This window comes from Brevundimonas sp. ALps5 (genome assembly GCF_058681645.1).
The window spans coordinates 2804648-2824226 of record NZ_CM178744.1 but is presented as its reverse complement, the minus strand read 5'-3'; the positions used below and the strand labels follow the sequence as shown (position 1 = coordinate 2824226).

Below are 19579 nucleotides of genomic sequence, written 5' to 3'. Positions count from 1 at the left end.
CCTGCCTTCCAACACCGGAGAATGACGATCCGCCGTTTGCTTCTTCCCGCTCTCGCCGCCCTCCTCGCCCTGCCCGCGCAGGCCGAGGAGGCGGGCCGACCGGCGCCCTTCTACTTCGGCGCCGACCTGTCCTATGTGAACGAGATGGAAGACTGCGGCGCCGTCTATCGCAAGGACGGCCAGGCCCGCGATCCCTACCAGCTGTTCGCCGAGCTCGGGACCAATCTGGTCCGCGTGCGCATCTGGCACAACGCCGACTGGACGAAATACAGCGACCTCGACGACGCCCGTGAAACAATCCGCCGCGCCCGCGCCGCCGGCATGGAGGTCCTGCTCGACTTCCACTATTCCGACGACTGGGCCGACGGCGACAAACAGATCGTGCCCGCCGCCTGGCGCTCCATCCGCGACGACGTCCCCGCCCTGTCCCAGGCTGTCTACGACTACACCTTCCAGACCCTGCGCACCCTCGACGACGAGGGGCTGATGCCGGACCAGGTCCAGGTCGGCAACGAAACCAATCCCGAGCTGATGGGCGAGGCGGACTGGAAGACCACACACGCCGGGATCAACTGGGACCGCAACGCCGCCCTGCTCAATGCCGGGATCAAGGCCGTCCGCGACGCCGGCGCCCAGTCGAAGATCCAGCCGCTGGTCATGCTGCACATCGCCCAGCCCGAGAACGTCGAGCCCTGGTTCGCCGCCGCCTGGGCACACGGCGTCACCGACTTCGACCTGATCGGCGTCAGCTACTATCGCAAATGGTCGACGCGTGACCTCGACGGTCTGGAGCAGACCATCAACCGCCTGCGTCACCGCTATCCGGCCGAGGTCGTGGTGGTCGAGACCGCCTATCCCTTCACAACGGACTCTGCCGACAACTCCCCGAACCTGCTGGGCGAGGATTCCCTCCTGCCCGGCTATCCGGCGACCTATGAGGGTCAGCGCCAGTATATGATCGACCTGACCCAGCGCGTGAAGTTCGCGGGCGGCGTCGGCGTGGTCTACTGGGAGCCGGCCTGGGTCTCGACCAACTGCTCCACCCGCTGGGGCCAGGGCTCGAACTGGGAGAACTCCACATACTTCGACTGGCGTCACGGCAATGAGCCGACCCCGGCCGCGACCTTCGCCCAGGCGACCTATCAGGAGCCGGCGCCGATCACCCTGACCATCCGCCGCCCGGCGGGTCAGACCGGTCCGCTCTGGCTGTGGGGCGACTTCCTCGGCTCGAACGAGATCATCGCCCGGCTGTCGCCCGACGCCTCGGACCCGACGCTCTACCGCTACACGACGACGACCCGACCGGACACGGACATCAAGTTCCAGGTCTTCGACCGTCGGCCCTTCGACCACGGCCTGCTCGACGGCGGCAAGATGGTCGAGGCCCACGTCGCCGCCGACGGCCTGACCGCGACTTACACGGTCGGCGACCGCTAGGTCGTCTGGTCTGCGAGCACGGCCCGCATGCGCGTCAGGTCGGCGGAGCGTCCGGTGAAGACCTCAAACGATTTGGCGGCCTGGGCGATGACCATGCCGATGCCGCTCATGGTCGCGCATCCCCGTGCCGTCGCGGCCTTCAGGAACTCGGTCTCCGCCGGGGTGTAGATGATGTCCGCCACCCAGATTCCGCCGGGGATCAGGTCCGCAGACAGGGGCATGCCGGGATAGGTCTTCATGCCGATCGGGCTGGTCTGGACGATGCCGGTGACACCCTCGCAGGCCGCGTCCGCGCTCGGCTGGGCCGCGACCGTCCGGCCCGGCCAGGCGATGGCCATATGGGCCGCCAGGGCCTCGGCCCGCTCACGCGCCGGATCATAGAGGCGGATTTCCCGCGCGCCCAGGCTGAGCAGGGCGTAGCAGATGGCCGCGCTGGCGCCGCCCGCCCCGATCACGGCGACGCGGCTCAGGTCGGCGCCCGGCAGGCCTTCCGTCATGGAATGGGCGAAGCCGACCCAGTCGGTGTTGTGGCCGATCCGCCGCCCGTCGCGCACCACGACTGTATTGACCGCCCCGAGCACCGCCGCCTCGGGCGACAGCTCGGCCAGCAGGGGCAGAACGGCCTGCTTGTAGGGATGGGTGATGTTGAAGGCCGAGAAACCCAGCCGTTCGGCCCAGCCCAGCACATCGGCCAGGTCCGCGAATCCCAGCCCGAGTTTGGCCATGTCGATCAGCTGATAGTGGACCGCCAGCCCCTGGGCCGCGGCCTCCGCATGATGCAGGTCCGGGCTTCTGGAGAACTGGATGCCGTCGCCGACGAGGCCGATCAGGAAGCGGTCAGCCTTTGACATGCGTCGGCTCCGCGGGGGTGGTCAGGCGGGTGGCGGCGGCGCAGATCAGCATGGGAACGGCATAGACGCCGAACAGGATCGGCAATGACGCCCCCGTGGCGATCAGATAGCCGCCCAGCCAAGGGCCGATCACCGCCCCGCCCCGGCCGATGCCATAGGCCCAGCCGATGCCGGTCGCCCGCACCCCCTCGGGATAGACGGAGGCCGCCAGCGGATAGATGCCGTTGAACCCGCCCTGCAGCAGCACCCCGATCATGAAGGCGGTGAACAGGGTCAGGGCCACCGACATCGGCACCAGTCCGAAGACCAGCATGGCGATGGTCGCCCCCACCAGGAAGGTCGGGATGATCCGGGTCAGCGGCTGCCGCACCGACAGGCTGCTCATGATCACCGTCCCGACGAAGGCGCCGAGGTTGTAGAGGGTCCCGGCATAGATGCCGTTGGTCTCTGACAGACCGGCCTGGATGGCCAGACGCGGCACCCAGCTGACGATGTAGTAGAGCACCATGAAGCCGGAGAAGACGGCGATCCACAGCAGCAGGGTGTTCTTCAGGAAGCCCTTGGACACCAGCGCTCCGAACGAGGTCGCCTTGAGCGCCCGCAGGCTCTCCGGCGAGGTCTTCGGCAGGATCAGCCAGGCGGCCGGCAGCATAACCACCGTCAGCACCCCGGCCCAGAGCAGCAGCGGCTGCCAGCCGTGCGTCGGCAGCAGGGCGGCGACGACCAGCCCCGTTCCCACCGCCGCCAGCGGATAGCCGCCCTGGACGATGCCGACGGCCAGACTGCGGTATTTCGGCGGGGCGACCTCGGCGGTCAGGGCCGCCATGGTGGTCAGGACCGTGCCGATGCCGGCGCCGACCACGACCCGGGCGGCCATCAGCTCATAGACATTGGTGACGAAGCCGCAGGCGATCATGCCGATCGACATCAAGGTCAGGGCGGTCATGATCAGGGGCTTGCGCCCGAACCGGTCGGCGAGCGGCGCGACCAGCAGACAGCCGATGGCCATCCCGCCGAGGCCCGCGCTGAACACCAGCCCGAGGGTGCTGGGCGACAGGCTCCAGTCGCGGCTCAGGGCCGGGCCGACATAGGACATGGCCACGATGTCCATGCCGTCGATCATGTTGATGACGAAGCACAGGGCCACTGCGATGAAGGCCTTGAAGGTCCAGCGGCTGGAGCGGGTCGGCCCATCGATCACATCCGATGAGCCCCCGGAAGATGAGCCCGGTGAATACGCCATGAGTTTACCGATCCGAACGCTGGAAAAAGAGACGCGGGCAGCGGCGCCGCCGCTGCCCGCGAAAGGTCGAAGGAACTAGAAGTTGGCGGTCAGGGTGACGCCGACATACCGGTGGAAGTCGCGCGGCAGGGCCTGGGCCACCGCCCCCGCGCCGCCGACCGAACCCGAGATCCGGCGCAGGCCGGCGACGTATTGCTCGTCGAACAGGTTCTTGACGAAGACCGTGACCTTGTACCGATCGTCCGGCGACGAGGCCGCGACGCTCAGATTGGCCACCCCGTACGACGGCCGCAGCCAGACCGAGTTCGGATTATTGGCGTCGGCCAGGTTGGTGAACAGGGTCTCGGAGGTCCAGGCGTAGTTGCCGTTGACCATCATGCCCCAGCCGGCGACGTCGAAGTTATAGGTGCCGCTGAAGCCGTATTTGGTGTCGGGCGCGTTCAGGGGCATGCCGCCCTTCACATTGACGCCGCCGACGAACAGATCGCCGAACTGGTTGTCCGCGAACAGGAAGTTCCCCGACAGGGTCAGGCCCGGCAGCGGGAAGACGGTGATGTCGCCCTCGAAGCCGCTGGTGTCCAGCTCGCCCGCCGACCGCAGCACCGGCGCGCCCGAGCCGTCGGCCCCGGCCGAGGTGGTCTGATAGCCCTCGAACTGGGTGTTGTAGTAGTCGACGTTGATGGCCAGGCGGCGGTCGAAGAACCGCCCCTTGAAGCCGACTTCCCAGGACTTCGAGGTCTCGGGCGCGACCGGCGAGGTGTTGAAGCCGTCCTGGGTCAGGTACATGTCGGCGTCGACCGCCTCGCCCTTGTAGCCCTTGGCCCAGGACACATAGCCGGTCAGGTCGTCGGTAAACTCATAGCGGGCCGACAGCTTCCCGATCAGCTCTGAGTCGCTGTAGCTGCGGCGGAAGTTGAAGGCCGGGGTGCCGACGTTGGCGCCCGGCGCGACCTGCCCGGCCGGGTTGGTGCCGACGCCGCCGCCGATGTGGTCGCCGTTCGGGCCGGTGACCTTGCGGTGATACCAGTCAAGGTCTTCCTTCAGATAGCGGAACCCGCCGGTCAGGGTCAGCCCGCCGAACGGCCGTACGTTCAGATTGCCGAAGATCGCCTGGTTGGTGGTGTCCACCTGGGTGATCATGTCGGCCAGCACATAGGCCGTGTCGCGCGCCACCACGACCGTGGTCGGGGTCGGGAAGACGACGTTGCCGGCGATGTTGGACCGCACGCCCGCGATGGTCAGATCCCGCTCGACGGCGGAGTCATAGTAGAACAGGCCCAGGATGAAGTCGTAATGCTCATAGACCGGCGAGGTCAGACGGAATTCCTGCGAGAAGGTGTTGTTCAGCTCCAGGCTGTTGCTCTCGCCGAACACGCCGTTGCGCGACGCCCGGCTGATCGGATTGAGCAGCAGGGCCGAAAGGCGGGTCATGGCGTCGGCCTGGGAAATGCCGGGCACGGTGGCGTTGTAGAGCTGCTGGGCCGTGACGCCGGTGAAGGGCGCATTGGTGCCGTCCCGGTCGCGGATCGCGACGTCGCGGAACTCGCGATAGGCGGTCAGCGACGTCAGGGTCATGTCGCCGAAGACGTTGAAATTGCCCTCCAGCGAGACCCCACGGTTCTCCTGCGAACCTTCCTGAACCGTGTTCAGATTGACGTATTCATTGTCCGGCCCGACCGGGGTGCCGGTGAAGGCGGCGGTGACATTGCCCGAGGCCGCGGCGACGCGCAGCGGCTCGGCGCAGCAGTCGGCGATCCGCTTGGAGGCGTCGGCGGCCAGCAGGAAGTTGATCCCCGCGCGCGGCTCCCACTCCAGCTTGCCGCGCACGCCGTAGCTCTCGACATTGTTGACCGTGTCGCCGGTCTTGATGTCGCGCACCTGACCGTCGTTCTCCCGGTAGTAGGTGTACAGCCGGTAGGCCAGGGTGTCGTTGATCGGGCCCGTCAGGCTCAGCTCGCCCCGGTGCTCATTGGCCTCGGCCAGGGTCAGGGAGGCGCGGCCCTCGAAGTGATCGCGGTTGGGGCGGCGGGTGACGATATTGACCGCGCCCGCCGAGGCGTTCTTGCCCTGCAGCGTGCCCTGGGGCCCGTTCAGGACCTCGACCTGTTCGATGTCGGCCAGGCCGTCGAAGGCAGCGCCGGGGCGAGTGTAGACGACGCCGTCGATGATCGTCGCCACGCTGGGTTCGACCCCGACCGAGAAGGATTCCGTGCCGATCCCGCGGATCGAGAAGTTGAACAGCCGCGCCTCGTCCGCCGCCTGGAAGTTCAGGGTCGGGGCCAGCTGGGGAAAGTCCTGCGGATTGGCGATCTGGGCGTTTTCCAGCGTCTCTTCCGAGATCACGGCCACGCTGGCGGGCACGTCCTGCAGGGACTCCTTGCGCTTGTTGGCGGTGACGACGATGTCCTCGACAGTGGCGGCCTGCTCCTGAGCAGGATCCGCCGCCGGGGCCGCGCTTTGCGCCCAGGCCCCGCCCGGAACCGCGATCAGGGTGCAGGCGGCCATCAGCAGGCGTGACTTGGTCGACAGGTGGTTCAGCATCCAGGTTTCCCCCTCAGGAAAAGCCACCCGCAGGGCGTGTGGCGGTTTTTGGCGGCCGATTTTCAAACCGGCTCTTGAGGGGTATTGGCTGTGAAGCGGCCCGCTAACGCAAATACCAGAACAGGCGCTTCCCATAACGGGGCGTTATGAGTTCAGAACGGCGTTCGCCGTCTAATCCATTGGATGATTTGCGACAAACTCCTCGGTGAGCTCCTCGAAGCGCCGACCGATCTTGGAGCGCGGTGCGAATTTGCCGCGATGCAGATAGACCGGCATCGTCAGCTTCCGGTCGAAACCGACGATGACCAGTTCGTCCGACGGAAATCCTCGAATCGTGAATTCGTCGACCAGGGCGATGCCGTGCCCCTGGCGCACGAAGGCGCAGGCCGTTTCGGCGAAGCGGACGGTGGTGGCGCGGTTCAGGCCCGGCTCGACGTCGGCCATCAGATCGCGCGCCAGCTGCCCGTGCGGCGAGGCCTCCCTCAGGCCGATGATCCGCTCGCCGGCCAGGTCATGGGCCGAGATGACGGTGCGGTCCGCCAGCCGGTGGCCGGGCGGCAGGGCCGCGACCAGCCGCCCCCGTCCGATGATGCGACTCTCGATATTCGGATGGCTGACGTCGAACACGCTCAGCGCATATTCGCCGCGCTCTCGCACCAGATAGTCCGAGATCTCATCGACCGGCAGGACGTCGAACTGGATGCGCAGCTCGGGGAACTGGTCGACCAGCTTGCGCAGGATCGCCGGGATCATGTGGTTCGAGAGCGAGGGCGAGGCGCCCAGTTTGAACTCATGGCTTTCACCGGTGCGGATACGCTCCAGCAGGCCGTCGAGGTCGTTCATGACGCCATAGATGGCCTGGACCTCGCGGAAGATGCGCTCGGCCTCGCGCGTCGGGATCATCCCCCCGGCCCCGCGCTCGAACAGGGCGAAGCCCAGCCGGGACTCGGTGTGCTTGAGCAGACGGCTGACCCCGGGCTGGGAGCAGTTCAGCATTCGCGCTGCGCCACTGACCGACTTGGTGGTCATGACGGCCCGGAACACCTCGATCTGACGCAGATTCAGCATGAGAGCCCCATAACTCCGAGTTATTGAATACGAAAAACTTGATCTTTGATCGAAGGGCCGGGGCCGCGCAAGAACGCTGAAAGACGTTCACAGGCGACGGGGACCCCATGCTTCATTCGATCGCGACGGTCTCCGTGAGCGGGTCCCTGACCGAAAAGCTGACGGCCATCGCCGAGGCCGGCTTCGCCGGGGTCGAGATCTTCGAGGCTGATCTGATCGGCAGTCCGGAGCGCCCCGAAACCATCGCCCGCATGATCCGCGACCTCGGGCTGGTCTGTACCGCCTGGCAGCCGTTCCGGGACTTCGAGGGCCTGTCGGGCGCCCTGCGCGACAAGGTCTTCGACCGGGCGGAGCGCAAATTCGATCTGATGCAGACGCTCGGCGCCAAGGACATGCTGGTCTGCAGCAGCCTGCATCCGGAGGCCTCCGGCGACCCGGCCCACATCGCCGACGACTTCCGAGAACTGGGCGACCGCGCCGCCGCTCGAGGCCTGCGCGTCGGCTATGAGGCCCTGGCCTGGGGCCGTCACATCAACGACCACCGGCAGGTCTGGGACATCGTTCGCACCGTCGACCATCCGGCGATCGGCATCATTCTCGACACCTTCCACTCCCTGTCGCGCGACATCCCCATCGCCAGTCTGGAAGAGATCGATCCGGCCAAGATCGTCCTCGTTCAGGTCGCCGACGCCCCGCGTCTGCAGATGGACCACCTGTCCTGGAGCCGTCACCACCGCTGCATGCCCGGTCAGGGAGAGTTCGAGGTCAGCGCCTATGTCGAGACCCTGGCCCGGCGCGGCTACGACGGCCCGCTGAGCCTTGAGATCTTCAACGACGACTTCCGCGCCTGGTCGGCCCGCCAGATCGCAAAGGACGGCAAGCGTTCGCTGGTGCTCGTCGAGGAGGCTGTCGCACCAAAGGCGACCGCCTTCCCTCCCCGCGTTCCCGCCTCCGGCCCGGCCTTCGTCGAGTTCGCCATGACCGAGGCCGAGGCCGAACCGATGCGGGCCATGCTGACCTCCCTCGGCTTCATCAAGGCGGGGCTGCACCGGACGATGGCGGTCGAGCACTGGCGGCTGGGCCGGGTCCATATCGTGATCAACCGCGAACAGACCGGCTTCGCGGCCAGCTACCGGCTGCTGCACGGCCCCTCGGTCTGCGCCATCGGGGTGACGGTCGACGATCCCGCCGCCGCCCTCGCCCGCGCGGAGGCGCTCGGCATGGAGGTCTTCCCGACCACGGTCGCCCCGCCGCGCCTGCCCATGCCCGCGATCCGCGGCGTCGGCGCCGCCCTGATCCATCTGGTCGACGCCCATGGTCCCTCGCCCTGGGAGGTCGAGTTCGAGGCGGCGGATGACGGCGCCCCGGACGCGCTCGATGCGCACATCGGCGGCATCGACCACCTGTCCCAGTCCATGCAGCACGAGGAGTTCCTGTCCTGGCAGCTCTTCTACTGCGCCCTGTTCCAGATCGACCGGACGCGCATGGCCGAGGTCGCCGATCCTCTGGGGCTGGTCGCCAACCAGGCGGTCGAGGCCCCGGATCGCGGCCTGCGCTTCATGCTGATCGGGGCCCATGCCGGCCAGACCCTGGCCTCGCGCTTCATCCACCGCAGCTTCGGCGCCGGGGTGCAGCATATCGCCATCGCCACCGAGGACATCTTCGCCGTCGCCGAGCGGCTGGCGGCGCTGGGCGCGCCCATTCTGGAAATCTCGCCCAACTACCACGACGACCTCGCCGCCCGGTTCGACCTCGCGCCCGAGGTGCTGGCGCGGATGCGCGCGGGCAATATCCTCTACGACCGGGGCGACGACGGGGAGGTGTTTCAGATCTACACCCGCGCCCTCGACAAGGGGGTCTTCTTCGAGTTCGTCCAGCGGCGCGGCTATGACGGCTATTCGGCGGTCAACACCCAGGCTCGGCTGGCGGCGCAGAGCCGTTTCCGCCCGGCGCTTCAGGACTGAGGGCTGCAGGACTGAGGGCTGCAGGACTGAAGCGACCCCGCTCAGGCCTTCAGCTGCCGTTCCAGCTGGTCCAGCACCCGGTAGCAGGGCAGGACCTGGGCCACCGAACTGTTCGGCTCGCGCCCCTCTCGGATGGCGGCGATAAACTCACGGTCCTGCAGCTCGATGCCGTTCATGGAGACGTCGACCTTCGACACATCGACCGGCTCTTCCCGGCCCGTGACCAGATCGTCGTAGCGCGCGATCCAGGTGCCGTTGTCGCCGATGTAGCGGAAGAAGGTCCCCAGAGGCCCGTCGTTGTTGAACGACAGCGACAGGGTGCAGATCGCCCCGCTTTCGCTCTTGAGCTGGATCGACATGTCCATGGCGATGCCGAGCTCAGGATGGATCGGCCCCTCGATGGCGTTGGCCTTGACGATCGGCCCGCACTGATACGCGAACAGGTCCACCGTATGGGCCGCATGGTGCCACAGCAGGTGATCGGTCCAGCTGCGCGGCTCGCCCTTGGCGTTGATGTTCTTGCGGCGGAAGAAATAGGTCTGGACGTCCATCTGCTGGAGGTTCAGCTCGCCCGCTCGGATCTTGTTGTGGATGTACTGGTGGCTCGGATTGAAGCGCCGGGTATGGCCGACCATGCAGACCAGGCCCGTCTCCTGCTGCTTGGCCAGCACGGCTTCCGCGTCGGCCAGACTGTCCGCCAGCGGGATCTCGACCTGCACATGTTTCCCGGCCTCCATACAGGCGATGGCCTGGGCGGCGTGCATCTGGGTCGGGGTGCACAGGATCACCGCATCGACGTCCTGCAGGGCGAGAGCTTCGTCCAGTTCCGTCGTGGCGTGGGCGATGCCGTATTTGTCGGCGACGGCCCGGGTGGCCTCCAGATTGCGGCTGACCAGGCTGACGACCTCGACGCCGTCGATCAGCTTCAGCCCGTCCAGGTGCTTTTCACCGAAGGCGCCGGCGCCGGCGAGTGCGATCTTCATGAGGAGGTCTCCGAAAGGTCAGTCGGCCGGCTCGAGCACGATGTGCCCGACCGCGGTGTTCGACGCGGGCACGTGATAGTGCCGGTGCAGTTCCTTGACGCCCTTGCCCAAGGCCCCGCGCATGATCAGCCACATGACCAGCTCGATGCCCTCGGATCCGGTCTCGCGCAGATATTCGATGTGCGGGATGTGGCGCAGGCGCTGGGGGTCGGCGGTCAGGTCGTCGAGGAAACGCTGGTCCCATTCGGCGTTGATCAGGCCGGCGCGCGGCCCCTGCAGCTGATGGCTCATCCCGCCCGTGCCCCAGATCTGGACGTTCAGATCCTCAGGGTACGACGCCACAGCGCGGGCGATGGCCTCGCCCAGGGCGTAGCATCGGTTGCCGGTCGGCGGCGGATAGGTGACCACATTGACGGCCAGCGGCACCACCTTGCACGGCCAGGCCTCGGGCTGTCCGAACATCAGGCTCAGCGGCACCGTCAGGCCGTGGTCCACGTCCATCGTATTGACGATGGTCATGTCGAACTCGTCCAGAATGCAGCTCTGGGCTATGTGCCAGGCCAGGTCCGGATCGCCGATGACGTCGGGCACCGGGCGCGGTCCCCAGCCCTCGTCGGCCGAGGCGTAACGCTCGCCGCAGCCGATCGCGAAGGTCGGGATGATGTTCATGTCGAAGGCCGAGGCATGGTCGTTGAAGACCAGGATGACGACGTCCGGCTTCTGGGCCGCCTCCCAGGCGCGGGTCCAGTCGAAGCCGGCGAAGCAGGTCGCCCAATAGGGTTCGGCGGTCTTGCCGAGGTCGATGCTCGCGCCCAGGGCCGGGATGTGGCTGGAGGCGACGCCGGCGGTGATCCGGGCCATCAGTAGGGATCCTTCTTGGAGCGCAGGCCGACGGGGGATCGGCCGCCCGCCAGCATCATCGCCTGATAGTCGGCCGGGCTCATCCCGGTCATGGTCCCCACGGCCTGCAGGAAGCTGATCTCGTCGGTGAAGAAGACCTTGGCCAGAAAGTAGATGTTGCCGCCTTCGTCGAGGGCGGCGTTGTAGTCGCGCTTGAGCACCGCCTGCTTCTGCGCCTCGGTCATCGGCCATTCGTCCAGATAGGCCCGCTCGTCGGCCCTGAACCGCTCGCGGTTGTTGGCCTTCATCAGGGTCATGCAGAACTGGTTCAGCCAGTAGCCCTTGCGGGCCCGCGCGGCGGTGAACACCCGGGTGCCGGGGATGTCCTCCAGCTCGGCCAGATAGGCGTGAATGTCCTGCTTCGAGGGCTGGCTGTCGCTCATCGGCCCTGCCCTTTCAGGATGGCGTCCAGCCTCGGGAAGACCCGGCGCGCATTGCCCTCGAAGATCGCGTGCTTGCGCTCGTCGGAGATGTCGAGCGCGTCGACATAGCGTTTGGTGTCGTCGAAATACTGGCCGGTGCGCGGGTCGATCCCCCGCACGGCGCCGACCATCTCCGAGCCGAACAGGATGTTCTTGGTCTCGATCACCTCGGCCAGCAGGTCGATCCCCGGCTGATGATAGACGCAGGTGTCGAAGAAGACGTTGTTCATCAGGTGCCCGTCCAGCTCGGGCTTCTTCAGCATGTCGGCCAGACCGCGATACCGGCCCCAGTGATACGGGACCGCCCCGCCGCCGTGCGGAATGATCAGCCGCAGCGTCGGGAAGTCCCGGAACAGGTCCCCCTCGATCAGTTGCATGAAGGCGACCGTGTCAGCGGCGATGTAATAGGCCCCCGTGGCGTGCAGGGCATGATTGCAACTGCCCGAGACGTGGATCATGGCCGGCACGTCCAGCGCCACCATCGTCTCGAAGAAGGGATACCAGTAGCGGTCGGTCAGGGGCGGATGCTGGAAATGGCCGCCGCCCGGATCGGGGTTCAGATTGCAGCCGACGAAGCCCAGCTCGTTCACGCACCGCTCCAGCTCGGCGATCGAGCCGGTCAGGTCGGCCTTGGGCGACTGGGGCAGCATACAGACCCCGGCGAAGGTCTCGGGGTACAGGCCCACCACCCGCGCGATCAGGTCGTTGCAGCGCCGCGCCCATTCCAGACTGACCGCCTCGTCCCCGACATGGGGCGCCATGGTCGAGGCGCGCGGCGAGAAGATGGTCAGGTCGGCGCCGCGCTCGCGCAGCAGCTTCAGCTGGTTCTGCTCGATGGTCTCGCGGATCTCGGCGTCGGAGATGTCGGGATAGGCGGGCGTCGGTTGTCCGGCCTTGAAGGCGGCGACCTGCGCGTCGCGCCAGGCGGTGTGGGCCTCGGGCGCGGTCGTATAGTGGCCGTGGCAGTCGATGATCAGGGTCATGCGGCCTTGGCCCTTTTCTGCAGCAGGGCGGCGATCTTGGCGATCAGCCCCTGGGGTGGCGTCTTCAGGCCCAGAGCGCCAATCTTCGCCTGGCGGGCTGCCGTGCCCCGGCTCATCTCCGCGCCGACGCCCAGATCCTCCAGCGTGCGCACCACCTCCTCCATCTCGGCGGAGCGGCGCAGGCCATGGACCATCATCCGGTCGAGGTTGTAGTCGGCGCGCCTGCCCCAGTCGGCGCCGGGCCAGCTGGCGTCAAGCGAGGCCACGACCTCGTCCAGCACCCCGGCCTCGCTGGCGGCCAGCACGCATTCGGCGCTCAGGGCCTCGAGCCCCTTGATCATCACCGAGCGGATCATCTTGATCGAGGAGGCGCGACCGACCTGGGGTCCGACCACCCGGATCTTGCTGAAGCCCAGCGAGGCCAGCAGCGCTGCCGCCGCCTCCGCCTTGGGCCCGCTGAGCAGCAGGGGCGAGGCCAGGGCCGCGGGCTGGACCGGCGACATCACCGCGACATCGACATAATGGCCGCCCGCCGCCTCGACCGCGCGCGCCGCCGACCGCTTGGTCTCGGGCGCGACGCTGTTCAGGTCCAGATAGAGGGCGCCCGGCGCGATCGAGCGCGCCGTCTCGGTCGCGACGATCGGGGCCTGATCGGCGGTCACGAGGGCGATCACCGCTACCGCGCCCGCGACGGCTTCGGCCGCCGTGTCGCAGCCCCGGACGCCCGACACCGCATAGTCGGCCCGCTTGGCCTCGCGCGTCGCGGCGGCGTCGGTCAGCCGGTCATGGACCCTGGCCCGCGCACCCCAGCTCCCCGCCGAAGCGAAGGTCTGTCCGGCCTCGCCGAAGCCGATCACGGCGATGATGTCGGAGGTGTCCGTCATGCGATCCGGCTTAGGCAAGCCGGTCGATCCCGGCCAATCGGATTGTGCGCCGAGCTATCAGCAAATACGAACTATGGGTCGGCGGCGATGAGTTCCGCCTGTTCCTTGAGCACGCCCAGAAAGCGCCGTTGCAGGGCCGTTGGCCGCCAGTCGGCGCGAGTGGTCACCCCGATGATCCGGCTGACGTCGCCGGGGGCGTCGGCGATCTTGGCCAGCCAGCCGGCCTCCAGCTCCACCGCCACCTGATCGGGCGACAACAGGGTCAGGAAGTCGCTGTGCAGCAGCATCTGCCGCACCATGATGACCGAGCCGCATTCGATCGGCACCGCCGGCGCCACCGCACCCGCCGCCGCGAACATCGCCTGCCACTGAGCCCTTAGCGGCGTGCCCTCGGCCGGGGTGATCCACGGATAGGCCGTCATGGCCTCCGGCGTGATCGGCCCCTTCCCGCCTGCCAGTGGATGCCCCGCCCGCGCCAGGATCACCGGCCGGTCCTCGAACAGGGGCGTCTGGATGATGCTGTCGTCGGTGGACTTCGGCCTCAGGGCGCCGACCATCAGGTCGATCTCCCCGTCGCGAAGGGGACCGACCAGTTCGGCGTGCGAACCCTCGACGATGCCCACGCTGATGTCGCCGTGAAGCGCGTGAAACGCCGTGACGGCGGCGGGCAGCAGCCGGGCGCGCGACAGGGGCATGGCGCCGACGGTGATCCGCCCGACCTCGCGCCCCTCCAGCAGGGCCAGTTCGAACAGAGCCGACCTCAGCTCCGACTCGCCCAGCCGGAAGCGCCGCGCCACCCCCACGCCGCGCGGGGTCAGGGCCACCCCCTTGCCGCGCCGCTCGACCAGGATGTGGCCTACCGCCAGCGACAGGTCGCCCACGGCCCGGTGCAGCGACGGCTCCGACAGGCCCGTCTCCGCCGCCGCCGCCGCATAGCTCCCGCACCGCGCCAGGGCCAAAAAGGCGCTGACCTGGGCCGCCGTCGCATGGCGGCTGTCCATCAGCCGGATGGCGGCCATGACGCGCGGCGCCAGCAGTTCGGCGGCGGGAGTCGGGACCATCCCGCCGGGCCGCCGCTCGAACAGCGGCAGGCCGATCTGCCGCTCCAGCTTGGCGATCCCCTGGGTGATGGCGGGCTGGGTCAAGTTCACCACCCGCGCGGCCGCGCTGATGCTGCCCGTGTCCACGACGGCGGCCACGGCGCGGAGGTGACGGATATTGAGATCGAACGGCTTCACGACCCAAACTTAGCACAGGCTAATAGGGACGCCAGTTTTCCCATTGGCGTACTCGGGGCATCGCTCGCAATACCGTCAAACCGCCACGCTGAGGGTCCAACATGTCCGGCATCGTCGTCACCTCCGTTGAGCGCGCGAGCCTTTCGACCCTCGACGGCCTCGCCGCCTGCGGTGTCGCCACCGTGCATGAGGCGCAGGGGCGGACGGGCCTGCTCGCCCCCCATATGCGCCCCATCTATCCCGGCGCCCGGATCGCCGGCTCGGCCGTGACCATCTCGGCCCCGCCCGGCGACAACTGGATGATCCACGTCGCCATCGAACAGCTTCAGGACGGCGACGTCCTGGTCCTGGCCCCCACCAGCCCCTCGACCGACGGCTATTTCGGCGACCTCCTGGCCACCTCAGCCCAGGCCCGCGGCTGCCGCGGCCTGATCATCGACGCGGGCGTGCGCGACGTCCGGGACCTGACGCAGATGAACTTCCCCGTCTGGTCTCGCGCGGTCCACGCCCAGGGCACGATCAAGGCCACCCTCGGCTCGGTCAATGTGCCCATCGTCTGCGCCGGCGCTCTGGTCCATCCCGGCGACGTGATCATCGCCGATGACGACGGCGTCTGCGTCGTGCCACGCACAGAAGCCGAGGCGGTGCTGGAAAAGGCCCGGGCCCGCGAGGCGCTGGAGGAGGCCAAGCGCGTCCGCCTCGCCGCCGGCGAACTGGGCCTCGACATCTACGACATGCGCGGCAAGCTGGAGAAGATGGGCCTGAAGTATGTCTAGCGCCGCCGACGCCCCGGGGCTCAAGCAGCGAGGGGCCGCGCCCCGAGCGATAGCCCCCACTTCGGCCAATGTGATGTGGATGCGGGGCGGGACGTCGAAGGGCGGCTACTTCCTCGCTGAGAACCTGCCCACCGACATCGCCGAGCGCGACGCCTTCCTGCTGCGCGTCATGGGCTCGCCCGATCCGCGCCAGATCGACGGCATGGGCGGCGCCGATCCCCTGACCTCCAAGGTCGCGGTGGTATCGAAGTCAGAGCGCGAAGGCGTCGATGTCGACTACCTGTTCCTTCAGGTCTTCGTCGATCAGGCCATCGTCACGGACAAACAGAACTGCGGCAACATCCTCGCCGGCGTCGGCCCCTTCGCCATCGAGCGCGGACTGGTCGCCGCGACGGGGGACGAGACCCGCGTTGTCATCTTCATGGTCAACACCGGCCAGACCGCCGTGGCCACGATCCGCACGCCCGGCGGCGTGGTCGACTACGCCGGCGACGCCCGCATCGATGGCGTTCCCGGGACCGCCGCCCCCGTGCCGCTGGAGTTCCGCGACACGGCCGGCTCCAGCTGCGGCGCCCTGCTGCCCACCGGCCGGGCGGTCGATGAGGTCGATGGCGTGCGCCTGACCCTGATCGACAACGGCATGCCCTGCGTGGTGTTCAAGGCCGCCGACGTGGGCGCGACAGGCTATGAGACCCGCGACGAACTCGACGCCGACGAGGCCCTGAAAGCGCGCATCGAGGCCATCCGCCTGATCGTCGGGCCGATGATGAATCTGGGCGACGTCGCCGACAAGTCGGTGCCCAAGATGCTGCTGGTCGCCCCGCCCCGCGACGGCGGCGCGATCACCGTTCGCAGCTTCATTCCCCGCCGCGCCCACGCTTCGGTCGGCGTCCTGGCCGCTGTCAGCCTGGCCACCGCCTGCCTGATGGAAGGCTCGCCCGCCGCCGAGGTCGCCGTTGTCCCGGAGGGGCGCCGCAAGACCCTGTCGGTCGAACACCCGACAGGCGAGACCACCTGTGTCATGGAACTGGATGACAGCGGCGCCGTGATCATCGCCGCCATGCTCCGCACCGCCCGCAAGCTGATGGATGGGACCGTCTTCGCATGAGCACCGACACCGTCGAACGCATCGTCAGCTGGCATCCGGCCCCGTCGAAGCCGCGCTTCACGCCCCCGCCCGGCGCGGTCGACGCCCACTGCCACGTCTTCGGCCCGATGGCCGAGTTCCCGTTCAGCGCCAGGGCCAAATACCTGCCCGAGGACGCCGGCCCTGACATGCTGTTCGCCCTGCGCGACCACCTCGGCTTCAGCCGCAACGTCATCGTCCAGGCCAGCTGCCACGGCACGGACAACGCCGCGACCCTGAACGCCATCGCGAAGTCTAACGGAATGGCGCGCGGCGTCGCCGTGGTCGATCCGGCCATCACCGATGCCGAGCTGAAGGCCCTTCACGAGGGCGGCATTCGCGGCGTCCGCTTCAACTTCCTCAAGCGCCTGGTCGATGACGCGCCCAAGGACAGGTTCCTGGAGGTCGCTCACCGCATCCAGGCCCTGGGCTGGCATGTGGTCATCTATTTCGAGGCCGATATCCTCGAGGAGATGCTGCCCTTCCTCGCCGCCATCCCGACGCCCATCGTCATCGACCACATGGGCCGCCCCTCGATGTCCCAGGGACCGGACGGCGCCGAGATCACCGCCTTCAAGGCCCTGATGGACAGCCGCGACGACATCTGGACCAAGGTCACCTGTCCCGACCGCCTCTCGGCCCAGGGCGACCCGTGGGACGACTTCGTCGAGGTCGTGCGCCCGATCGTCGAACGCTATCCCGACCGCGTCCTGTGGGGCACCGACTGGCCGCATCCGAACATGCAGGATGACGTCCCCGACGACGGCCATCTGGTCGACGTCATTCCCCGTATCGCCGTTACGCCCGAACTCCAGCGCGGGCTGCTGATCGACAATCCGATTCGGCTCTACTGGCCGGAACTCCGCACGGTCTGAGGCGTCCGTCCCGGATCGCGTCCCTTCAGCGCGTGGCGAAACGCCCGCTGTGGCCGAACGTGGCCGCCCGATCTCCCGGGATACGAGATTTTACAATCTTCCGGCGCGGGTAAGGGCATTATGCCGCCTTCCCGACGCGCCCGACCGGCCGCCCCCGACGACCGATATGGACCACCATGAAGATCGCCACCCTCGACGACGACCGCGTACAGTTGGATCTGATCCTCGACATCATTGCCGAAGCCGGCTTTGAGGGGTCCGGTTTCTCGCGCGCCAACGCCCTGCTCTCGGCCCTGCGCCGCGAGACCTTCGACCTGCTGATTCTGGACTGGCAGCTGCCGGACAAGTCGGGCGTCGAGGTCGTGCGCTGGGCCCAGAAGAACCTGACCCCGCCGCCGCCGATCCTGCTGGTCACCAGCCGTTCTGACGACGCCGATGTGGTCGAGGGTCTGGGCGCGGGCGCCGACGACTTCCTGACCAAGCCCGTCTCCAAGGCGGTGCTCCAGGCCCGTATCCACGCCCTGCTGCGCCGCGCCTATGGCGCGCCCGAGGCCCAGGCCGCCGAGGTCCATGGTCACGTCGCCCTGGATCCGTCCACCGGCACGGCGAGCGCCAATGGCCAGCCCGTGGCCATGACGGCCAAGGAGTTCGCCGTCGCCCTGATCCTGCTGCGCAACCTGAACCGGGCCCTGTCCCGCTCCTATCTGCTGGACAGCGTCTGGGGCAGCGATCCGGACCTGAACAGCCGCACCCTGGACATGCACATCTCGCGTGTGCGCTCCAAGCTGAACCTGCGGCCCGATGCGGGCTTCCGTCTGGCCCCCGTCTACAGCTATGGATACCGTCTGGAGCGGCTCGAGACGCCGACCGCTGGGACCGCAGACGGAGAGACCTGATGAGGATCGCCCGGCTTGCCGCCATGGGAGCCGCCGCCTGGCTGGCGCTCGCCGGCCTGTCGGGCACAGCCTGGGCCGAACCCACGCCCACGCCACAGGTTCGAACCTCGGGTGAGACATTCAGCTATGTGGTCCGGTCGGGCGACACCCTGCGCAGCATCGCCGGCGCCCATCTGGAACGCGAATCCGACTGGCGCGAGCTCCAGACGCTGAACGGCGTCGCCGACCCCCTGCGGCTGTCCGTCGGTACGACCCTGCGGCTTCCGGCCGCCCTGCTGAAGACCCGCCCGGTCCAGGCCCGGCTGGTCACCTTCCGCGGCGACGTGCGCCTGCGCCAGGGCGCGGCCACGACGGCGACCCGCGTCGGCGCCGTGATCGGAGAGGGCGCCGAGATCGAGACCGGCGCCAACTCCAACGCCCGCTTCAGCCTACCCGACGGCGGGACCGTCGCCGTGCCGTCGATGAGCCGCGTGCGCCTGACACGCCTGCGCGCCTATGTCCTGAACGGCGCCGTGGATCAGGAGATCACCGTCATGGGCGGCCGGTCCGAGTTCCACGCCGCTCCGGTCCGCTCCCCCGGCGGCTTCCGCGTCGGCACTCCCCTGTCCGCCTCGGCCGTGCGCGGCACCGAGTTCCGCATCGGCTATGACGGCGGCGCCGACCGCGCCCAGACCGAGGTCCTGGGCGGATCGGTCCATGTCGCGCCCGAAGGCCTGGAGCCCCTGCTCGCCGCCCCGCGTCAGGGCGTGGCCATCGCCGACGGCAAGGCTGATCTGGTCGACCTCCTGCCCGAGCCCGCCTGGGTCGCGGACAACGCCCTTCAGGCCGGCGGCATGCTGTCCTTCGCCCTGACGCCCGAGGCGGGAGCGGCCCAGTATCGCGCCGTCGTCGCCACCGACGCCGGCTTCGTCAATGTCGTCAGCGACGGTCAGTCCCGGCCCGGCGAGGCGAAGATCGACATCTACCCCCTGCCCGACGGCCCCTATTTCATCCGCCTGACCGCCGTCTCGCCCTTGGGCGTCGAAGGCATGCCCGGCGACTATCCCTTCGTCCGCGCCCTGAATGTGGTCAGCGGCCTGAGCGTCGAACCCCAGGCCGGCGGCGCCCGCGCCTTCCACTGGAGCACCCCGCCCCGCGGCGCCGAACGCTATCGCTTCCAGCTGGCCCGGATGGACGGGACCCTGGTGGTCGACCGCGCCGACGTGCCCCGGCCCGGGATCATCGTGCCGCCCCTGCCGTCCGGCGAGTATCGCTGGCGCGTGATGTCGGTCTGGATCGTGGACGGCAAGCCGGTCGAGGCCTGGTCCCCGCCCGCCTCCCTGACCGTCCCCTGAGCGCGCGTCCACTGCCCCTGGCCTTCCTCGACTGGCTGCGGACGCAGACCGGCCGGAA

Annotated in this window: 17 protein-coding genes; 7 read left to right on the top strand and 10 right to left on the bottom strand. The window is 68.3% G+C overall.

Features of this window, described 5'->3' with window-relative positions:
• The first annotated feature begins 21 nt into the window (after positions 1-21).
• Positions 22-1437, top strand: a complete 1416-nt coding sequence (locus ACW172_RS13445) for a glycoside hydrolase family 53 protein (protein WP_492031950.1) — start codon at positions 22-24, stop codon at positions 1435-1437.
• Here ACW172_RS13445 and ACW172_RS13440 read toward each other — a convergent pair.
• The 4 genes from ACW172_RS13440 to ACW172_RS13425 form a co-directional block, all read right to left on the bottom strand.
• The gene (locus ACW172_RS13440) at positions 1434-2288 is read right to left on the bottom strand and encodes a shikimate dehydrogenase (protein WP_492031949.1); all 855 of its coding nucleotides are present in this window, start codon (positions 2286-2288) and stop codon (positions 1434-1436) included. The two genes, ACW172_RS13445 and ACW172_RS13440, sit on opposite strands and share 4 nt — an antisense overlap.
• The gene (locus ACW172_RS13435; protein WP_492031948.1) at positions 2275-3489 is read right to left on the bottom strand and encodes an MFS transporter; all 1215 of its coding nucleotides are present in this window, start codon (positions 3487-3489) and stop codon (positions 2275-2277) included. The genes ACW172_RS13440 and ACW172_RS13435 overlap by 14 nt, the downstream gene beginning before the upstream one ends.
• A gap of 117 nt (positions 3490-3606) precedes the next feature.
• A complete protein-coding gene (locus tag ACW172_RS13430; protein WP_492031947.1) occupies positions 3607-6072 on the bottom strand; it encodes a TonB-dependent receptor in 2466 nt (821 codons plus the stop codon).
• 171 nt (positions 6073-6243) lie between these two features.
• Positions 6244-7140, bottom strand: a complete 897-nt coding sequence (locus ACW172_RS13425) for a LysR family transcriptional regulator (protein ID WP_492031946.1) — start codon at positions 7138-7140, stop codon at positions 6244-6246.
• Positions 7141-7247: 107 nt separating this feature from the next.
• Between ACW172_RS13425 and ACW172_RS13420 the strand changes: the two genes are divergently transcribed.
• Positions 7248-9104: a bifunctional sugar phosphate isomerase/epimerase/4-hydroxyphenylpyruvate dioxygenase family protein gene (locus ACW172_RS13420; protein ID WP_492031945.1), complete on the top strand. Its 1857-nt coding sequence runs from the start codon at positions 7248-7250 to the stop codon at positions 9102-9104.
• 41 nt (positions 9105-9145) lie between these two features.
• Here the strand turns inward: ACW172_RS13420 and ACW172_RS13415 are convergent, their stop codons facing one another.
• The 6 genes from ACW172_RS13415 to ACW172_RS13390 all read right to left on the bottom strand — a co-directional run bounded on the left by ACW172_RS13415 (position 9146) and on the right by ACW172_RS13390 (position 14514).
• A complete protein-coding gene (locus tag ACW172_RS13415) occupies positions 9146-10087 on the bottom strand; it encodes a Gfo/Idh/MocA family oxidoreductase (RefSeq protein WP_492031944.1) in 942 nt (313 codons plus the stop codon).
• An 18-nt stretch (positions 10088-10105) separates the two neighbouring features.
• Positions 10106-10948: a class III extradiol dioxygenase subunit beta gene (locus ACW172_RS13410; protein ID WP_492031943.1), complete on the bottom strand. Its 843-nt coding sequence runs from the start codon at positions 10946-10948 to the stop codon at positions 10106-10108.
• Positions 10948-11370 (bottom strand): protocatechuate 4,5-dioxygenase subunit alpha, encoded by a 423-nt coding sequence (ligA, locus tag ACW172_RS13405; protein WP_492031942.1) that lies wholly within the window; start codon positions 11368-11370, stop codon positions 10948-10950. Before ligA ends, ACW172_RS13410 begins: the two co-directional genes overlap by 1 nt.
• On the bottom strand, positions 11367-12392 hold the full coding sequence (locus ACW172_RS13400) for an amidohydrolase family protein (protein WP_492031941.1): 1026 nt from the start codon (positions 12390-12392) through the stop codon (positions 11367-11369). The genes ligA and ACW172_RS13400 overlap by 4 nt, the downstream gene beginning before the upstream one ends.
• The gene (locus tag ACW172_RS13395; protein ID WP_492031940.1) at positions 12389-13276 is read right to left on the bottom strand and encodes an NAD(P)-dependent oxidoreductase; all 888 of its coding nucleotides are present in this window, start codon (positions 13274-13276) and stop codon (positions 12389-12391) included. The genes ACW172_RS13400 and ACW172_RS13395 overlap by 4 nt, the downstream gene beginning before the upstream one ends.
• 71 nt (positions 13277-13347) lie before the next feature.
• Positions 13348-14514, bottom strand: a complete 1167-nt coding sequence (locus ACW172_RS13390) for a LysR substrate-binding domain-containing protein (RefSeq protein WP_492031939.1) — start codon at positions 14512-14514, stop codon at positions 13348-13350.
• Positions 14515-14615: 101 nt separating this feature from the next.
• On the opposite strand from ACW172_RS13390, the gene ligK reads away from it, so the two are divergent.
• The 5 genes from ligK to ACW172_RS13365 all read left to right on the top strand — a co-directional run bounded on the left by ligK (position 14616) and on the right by ACW172_RS13365 (position 19521).
• Positions 14616-15290 carry a 4-carboxy-4-hydroxy-2-oxoadipate aldolase/oxaloacetate decarboxylase gene (gene ligK, locus ACW172_RS13385; protein ID WP_492031938.1) on the top strand — a complete coding sequence of 225 codons (675 nt, stop codon included), beginning with the start codon at positions 14616-14618 and terminating at the stop codon, positions 15288-15290.
• On the top strand, positions 15283-16398 hold the full coding sequence (locus ACW172_RS13380) for a 4-oxalomesaconate tautomerase (RefSeq protein WP_492031937.1): 1116 nt from the start codon (positions 15283-15285) through the stop codon (positions 16396-16398). Before ligK ends, ACW172_RS13380 begins: the two co-directional genes overlap by 8 nt.
• Positions 16395-17291, top strand: a complete 897-nt coding sequence (locus ACW172_RS13375; protein ID WP_492031936.1) for an amidohydrolase family protein — start codon at positions 16395-16397, stop codon at positions 17289-17291. The genes ACW172_RS13380 and ACW172_RS13375 overlap by 4 nt, the downstream gene beginning before the upstream one ends.
• 176 nt (positions 17292-17467) lie before the next feature.
• Positions 17468-18187: a response regulator transcription factor gene (locus tag ACW172_RS13370; RefSeq protein WP_492031935.1), complete on the top strand. Its 720-nt coding sequence runs from the start codon at positions 17468-17470 to the stop codon at positions 18185-18187.
• Positions 18187-19521 carry a FecR domain-containing protein gene (locus tag ACW172_RS13365; protein ID WP_492031934.1) on the top strand — a complete coding sequence of 445 codons (1335 nt, stop codon included), beginning with the start codon at positions 18187-18189 and terminating at the stop codon, positions 19519-19521. Before ACW172_RS13370 ends, ACW172_RS13365 begins: the two co-directional genes overlap by 1 nt.
• Positions 19522-19579 lie beyond the last annotated feature (58 nt).

Excerpts from the sequence above, each read along its gene's own strand:
- ACW172_RS13415 (WP_492031944.1), bottom strand. The coding sequence starts at position 10,087 with ATGAAGATCGCACTCGCCGGCGCCGGCGCCTTCGGTGAAAAGCACCTG.
- ACW172_RS13375 (WP_492031936.1), top strand. The coding sequence starts at position 16,395 with ATGAGCACCGACACCGTCGAACGCATCGTCAGCTGGCATCCGGCCCCG.
- ligK (WP_492031938.1), top strand. The coding sequence starts at position 14,616 with ATGTCCGGCATCGTCGTCACCTCCGTTGAGCGCGCGAGCCTTTCGACC.
- ACW172_RS13425 (WP_492031946.1), bottom strand. The coding sequence starts at position 7,140 with ATGCTGAATCTGCGTCAGATCGAGGTGTTCCGGGCCGTCATGACCACC.
- ACW172_RS13380 (WP_492031937.1), top strand. The coding sequence starts at position 15,283 with ATGTCTAGCGCCGCCGACGCCCCGGGGCTCAAGCAGCGAGGGGCCGCG.
- ACW172_RS13365 (WP_492031934.1), top strand. The coding sequence starts at position 18,187 with ATGAGGATCGCCCGGCTTGCCGCCATGGGAGCCGCCGCCTGGCTGGCG.
- ligA (WP_492031942.1), bottom strand. The coding sequence starts at position 11,370 with ATGAGCGACAGCCAGCCCTCGAAGCAGGACATTCACGCCTATCTGGCC.
- ACW172_RS13430 (WP_492031947.1), bottom strand. The coding sequence starts at position 6,072 with ATGCTGAACCACCTGTCGACCAAGTCACGCCTGCTGATGGCCGCCTGC.
- ACW172_RS13400 (WP_492031941.1), bottom strand. The coding sequence starts at position 12,392 with ATGACCCTGATCATCGACTGCCACGGCCACTATACGACCGCGCCCGAG.
- ACW172_RS13395 (WP_492031940.1), bottom strand. The coding sequence starts at position 13,276 with ATGACGGACACCTCCGACATCATCGCCGTGATCGGCTTCGGCGAGGCC.
- ACW172_RS13410 (WP_492031943.1), bottom strand. The coding sequence starts at position 10,948 with ATGGCCCGGATCACCGCCGGCGTCGCCTCCAGCCACATCCCGGCCCTG.
- ACW172_RS13420 (WP_492031945.1), top strand. The coding sequence starts at position 7,248 with ATGCTTCATTCGATCGCGACGGTCTCCGTGAGCGGGTCCCTGACCGAA.
- ACW172_RS13440 (WP_492031949.1), bottom strand. The coding sequence starts at position 2,288 with ATGTCAAAGGCTGACCGCTTCCTGATCGGCCTCGTCGGCGACGGCATC.
- ACW172_RS13370 (WP_492031935.1), top strand. The coding sequence starts at position 17,468 with ATGAAGATCGCCACCCTCGACGACGACCGCGTACAGTTGGATCTGATC.
- ACW172_RS13445 (WP_492031950.1), top strand. The coding sequence starts at position 22 with ATGACGATCCGCCGTTTGCTTCTTCCCGCTCTCGCCGCCCTCCTCGCC.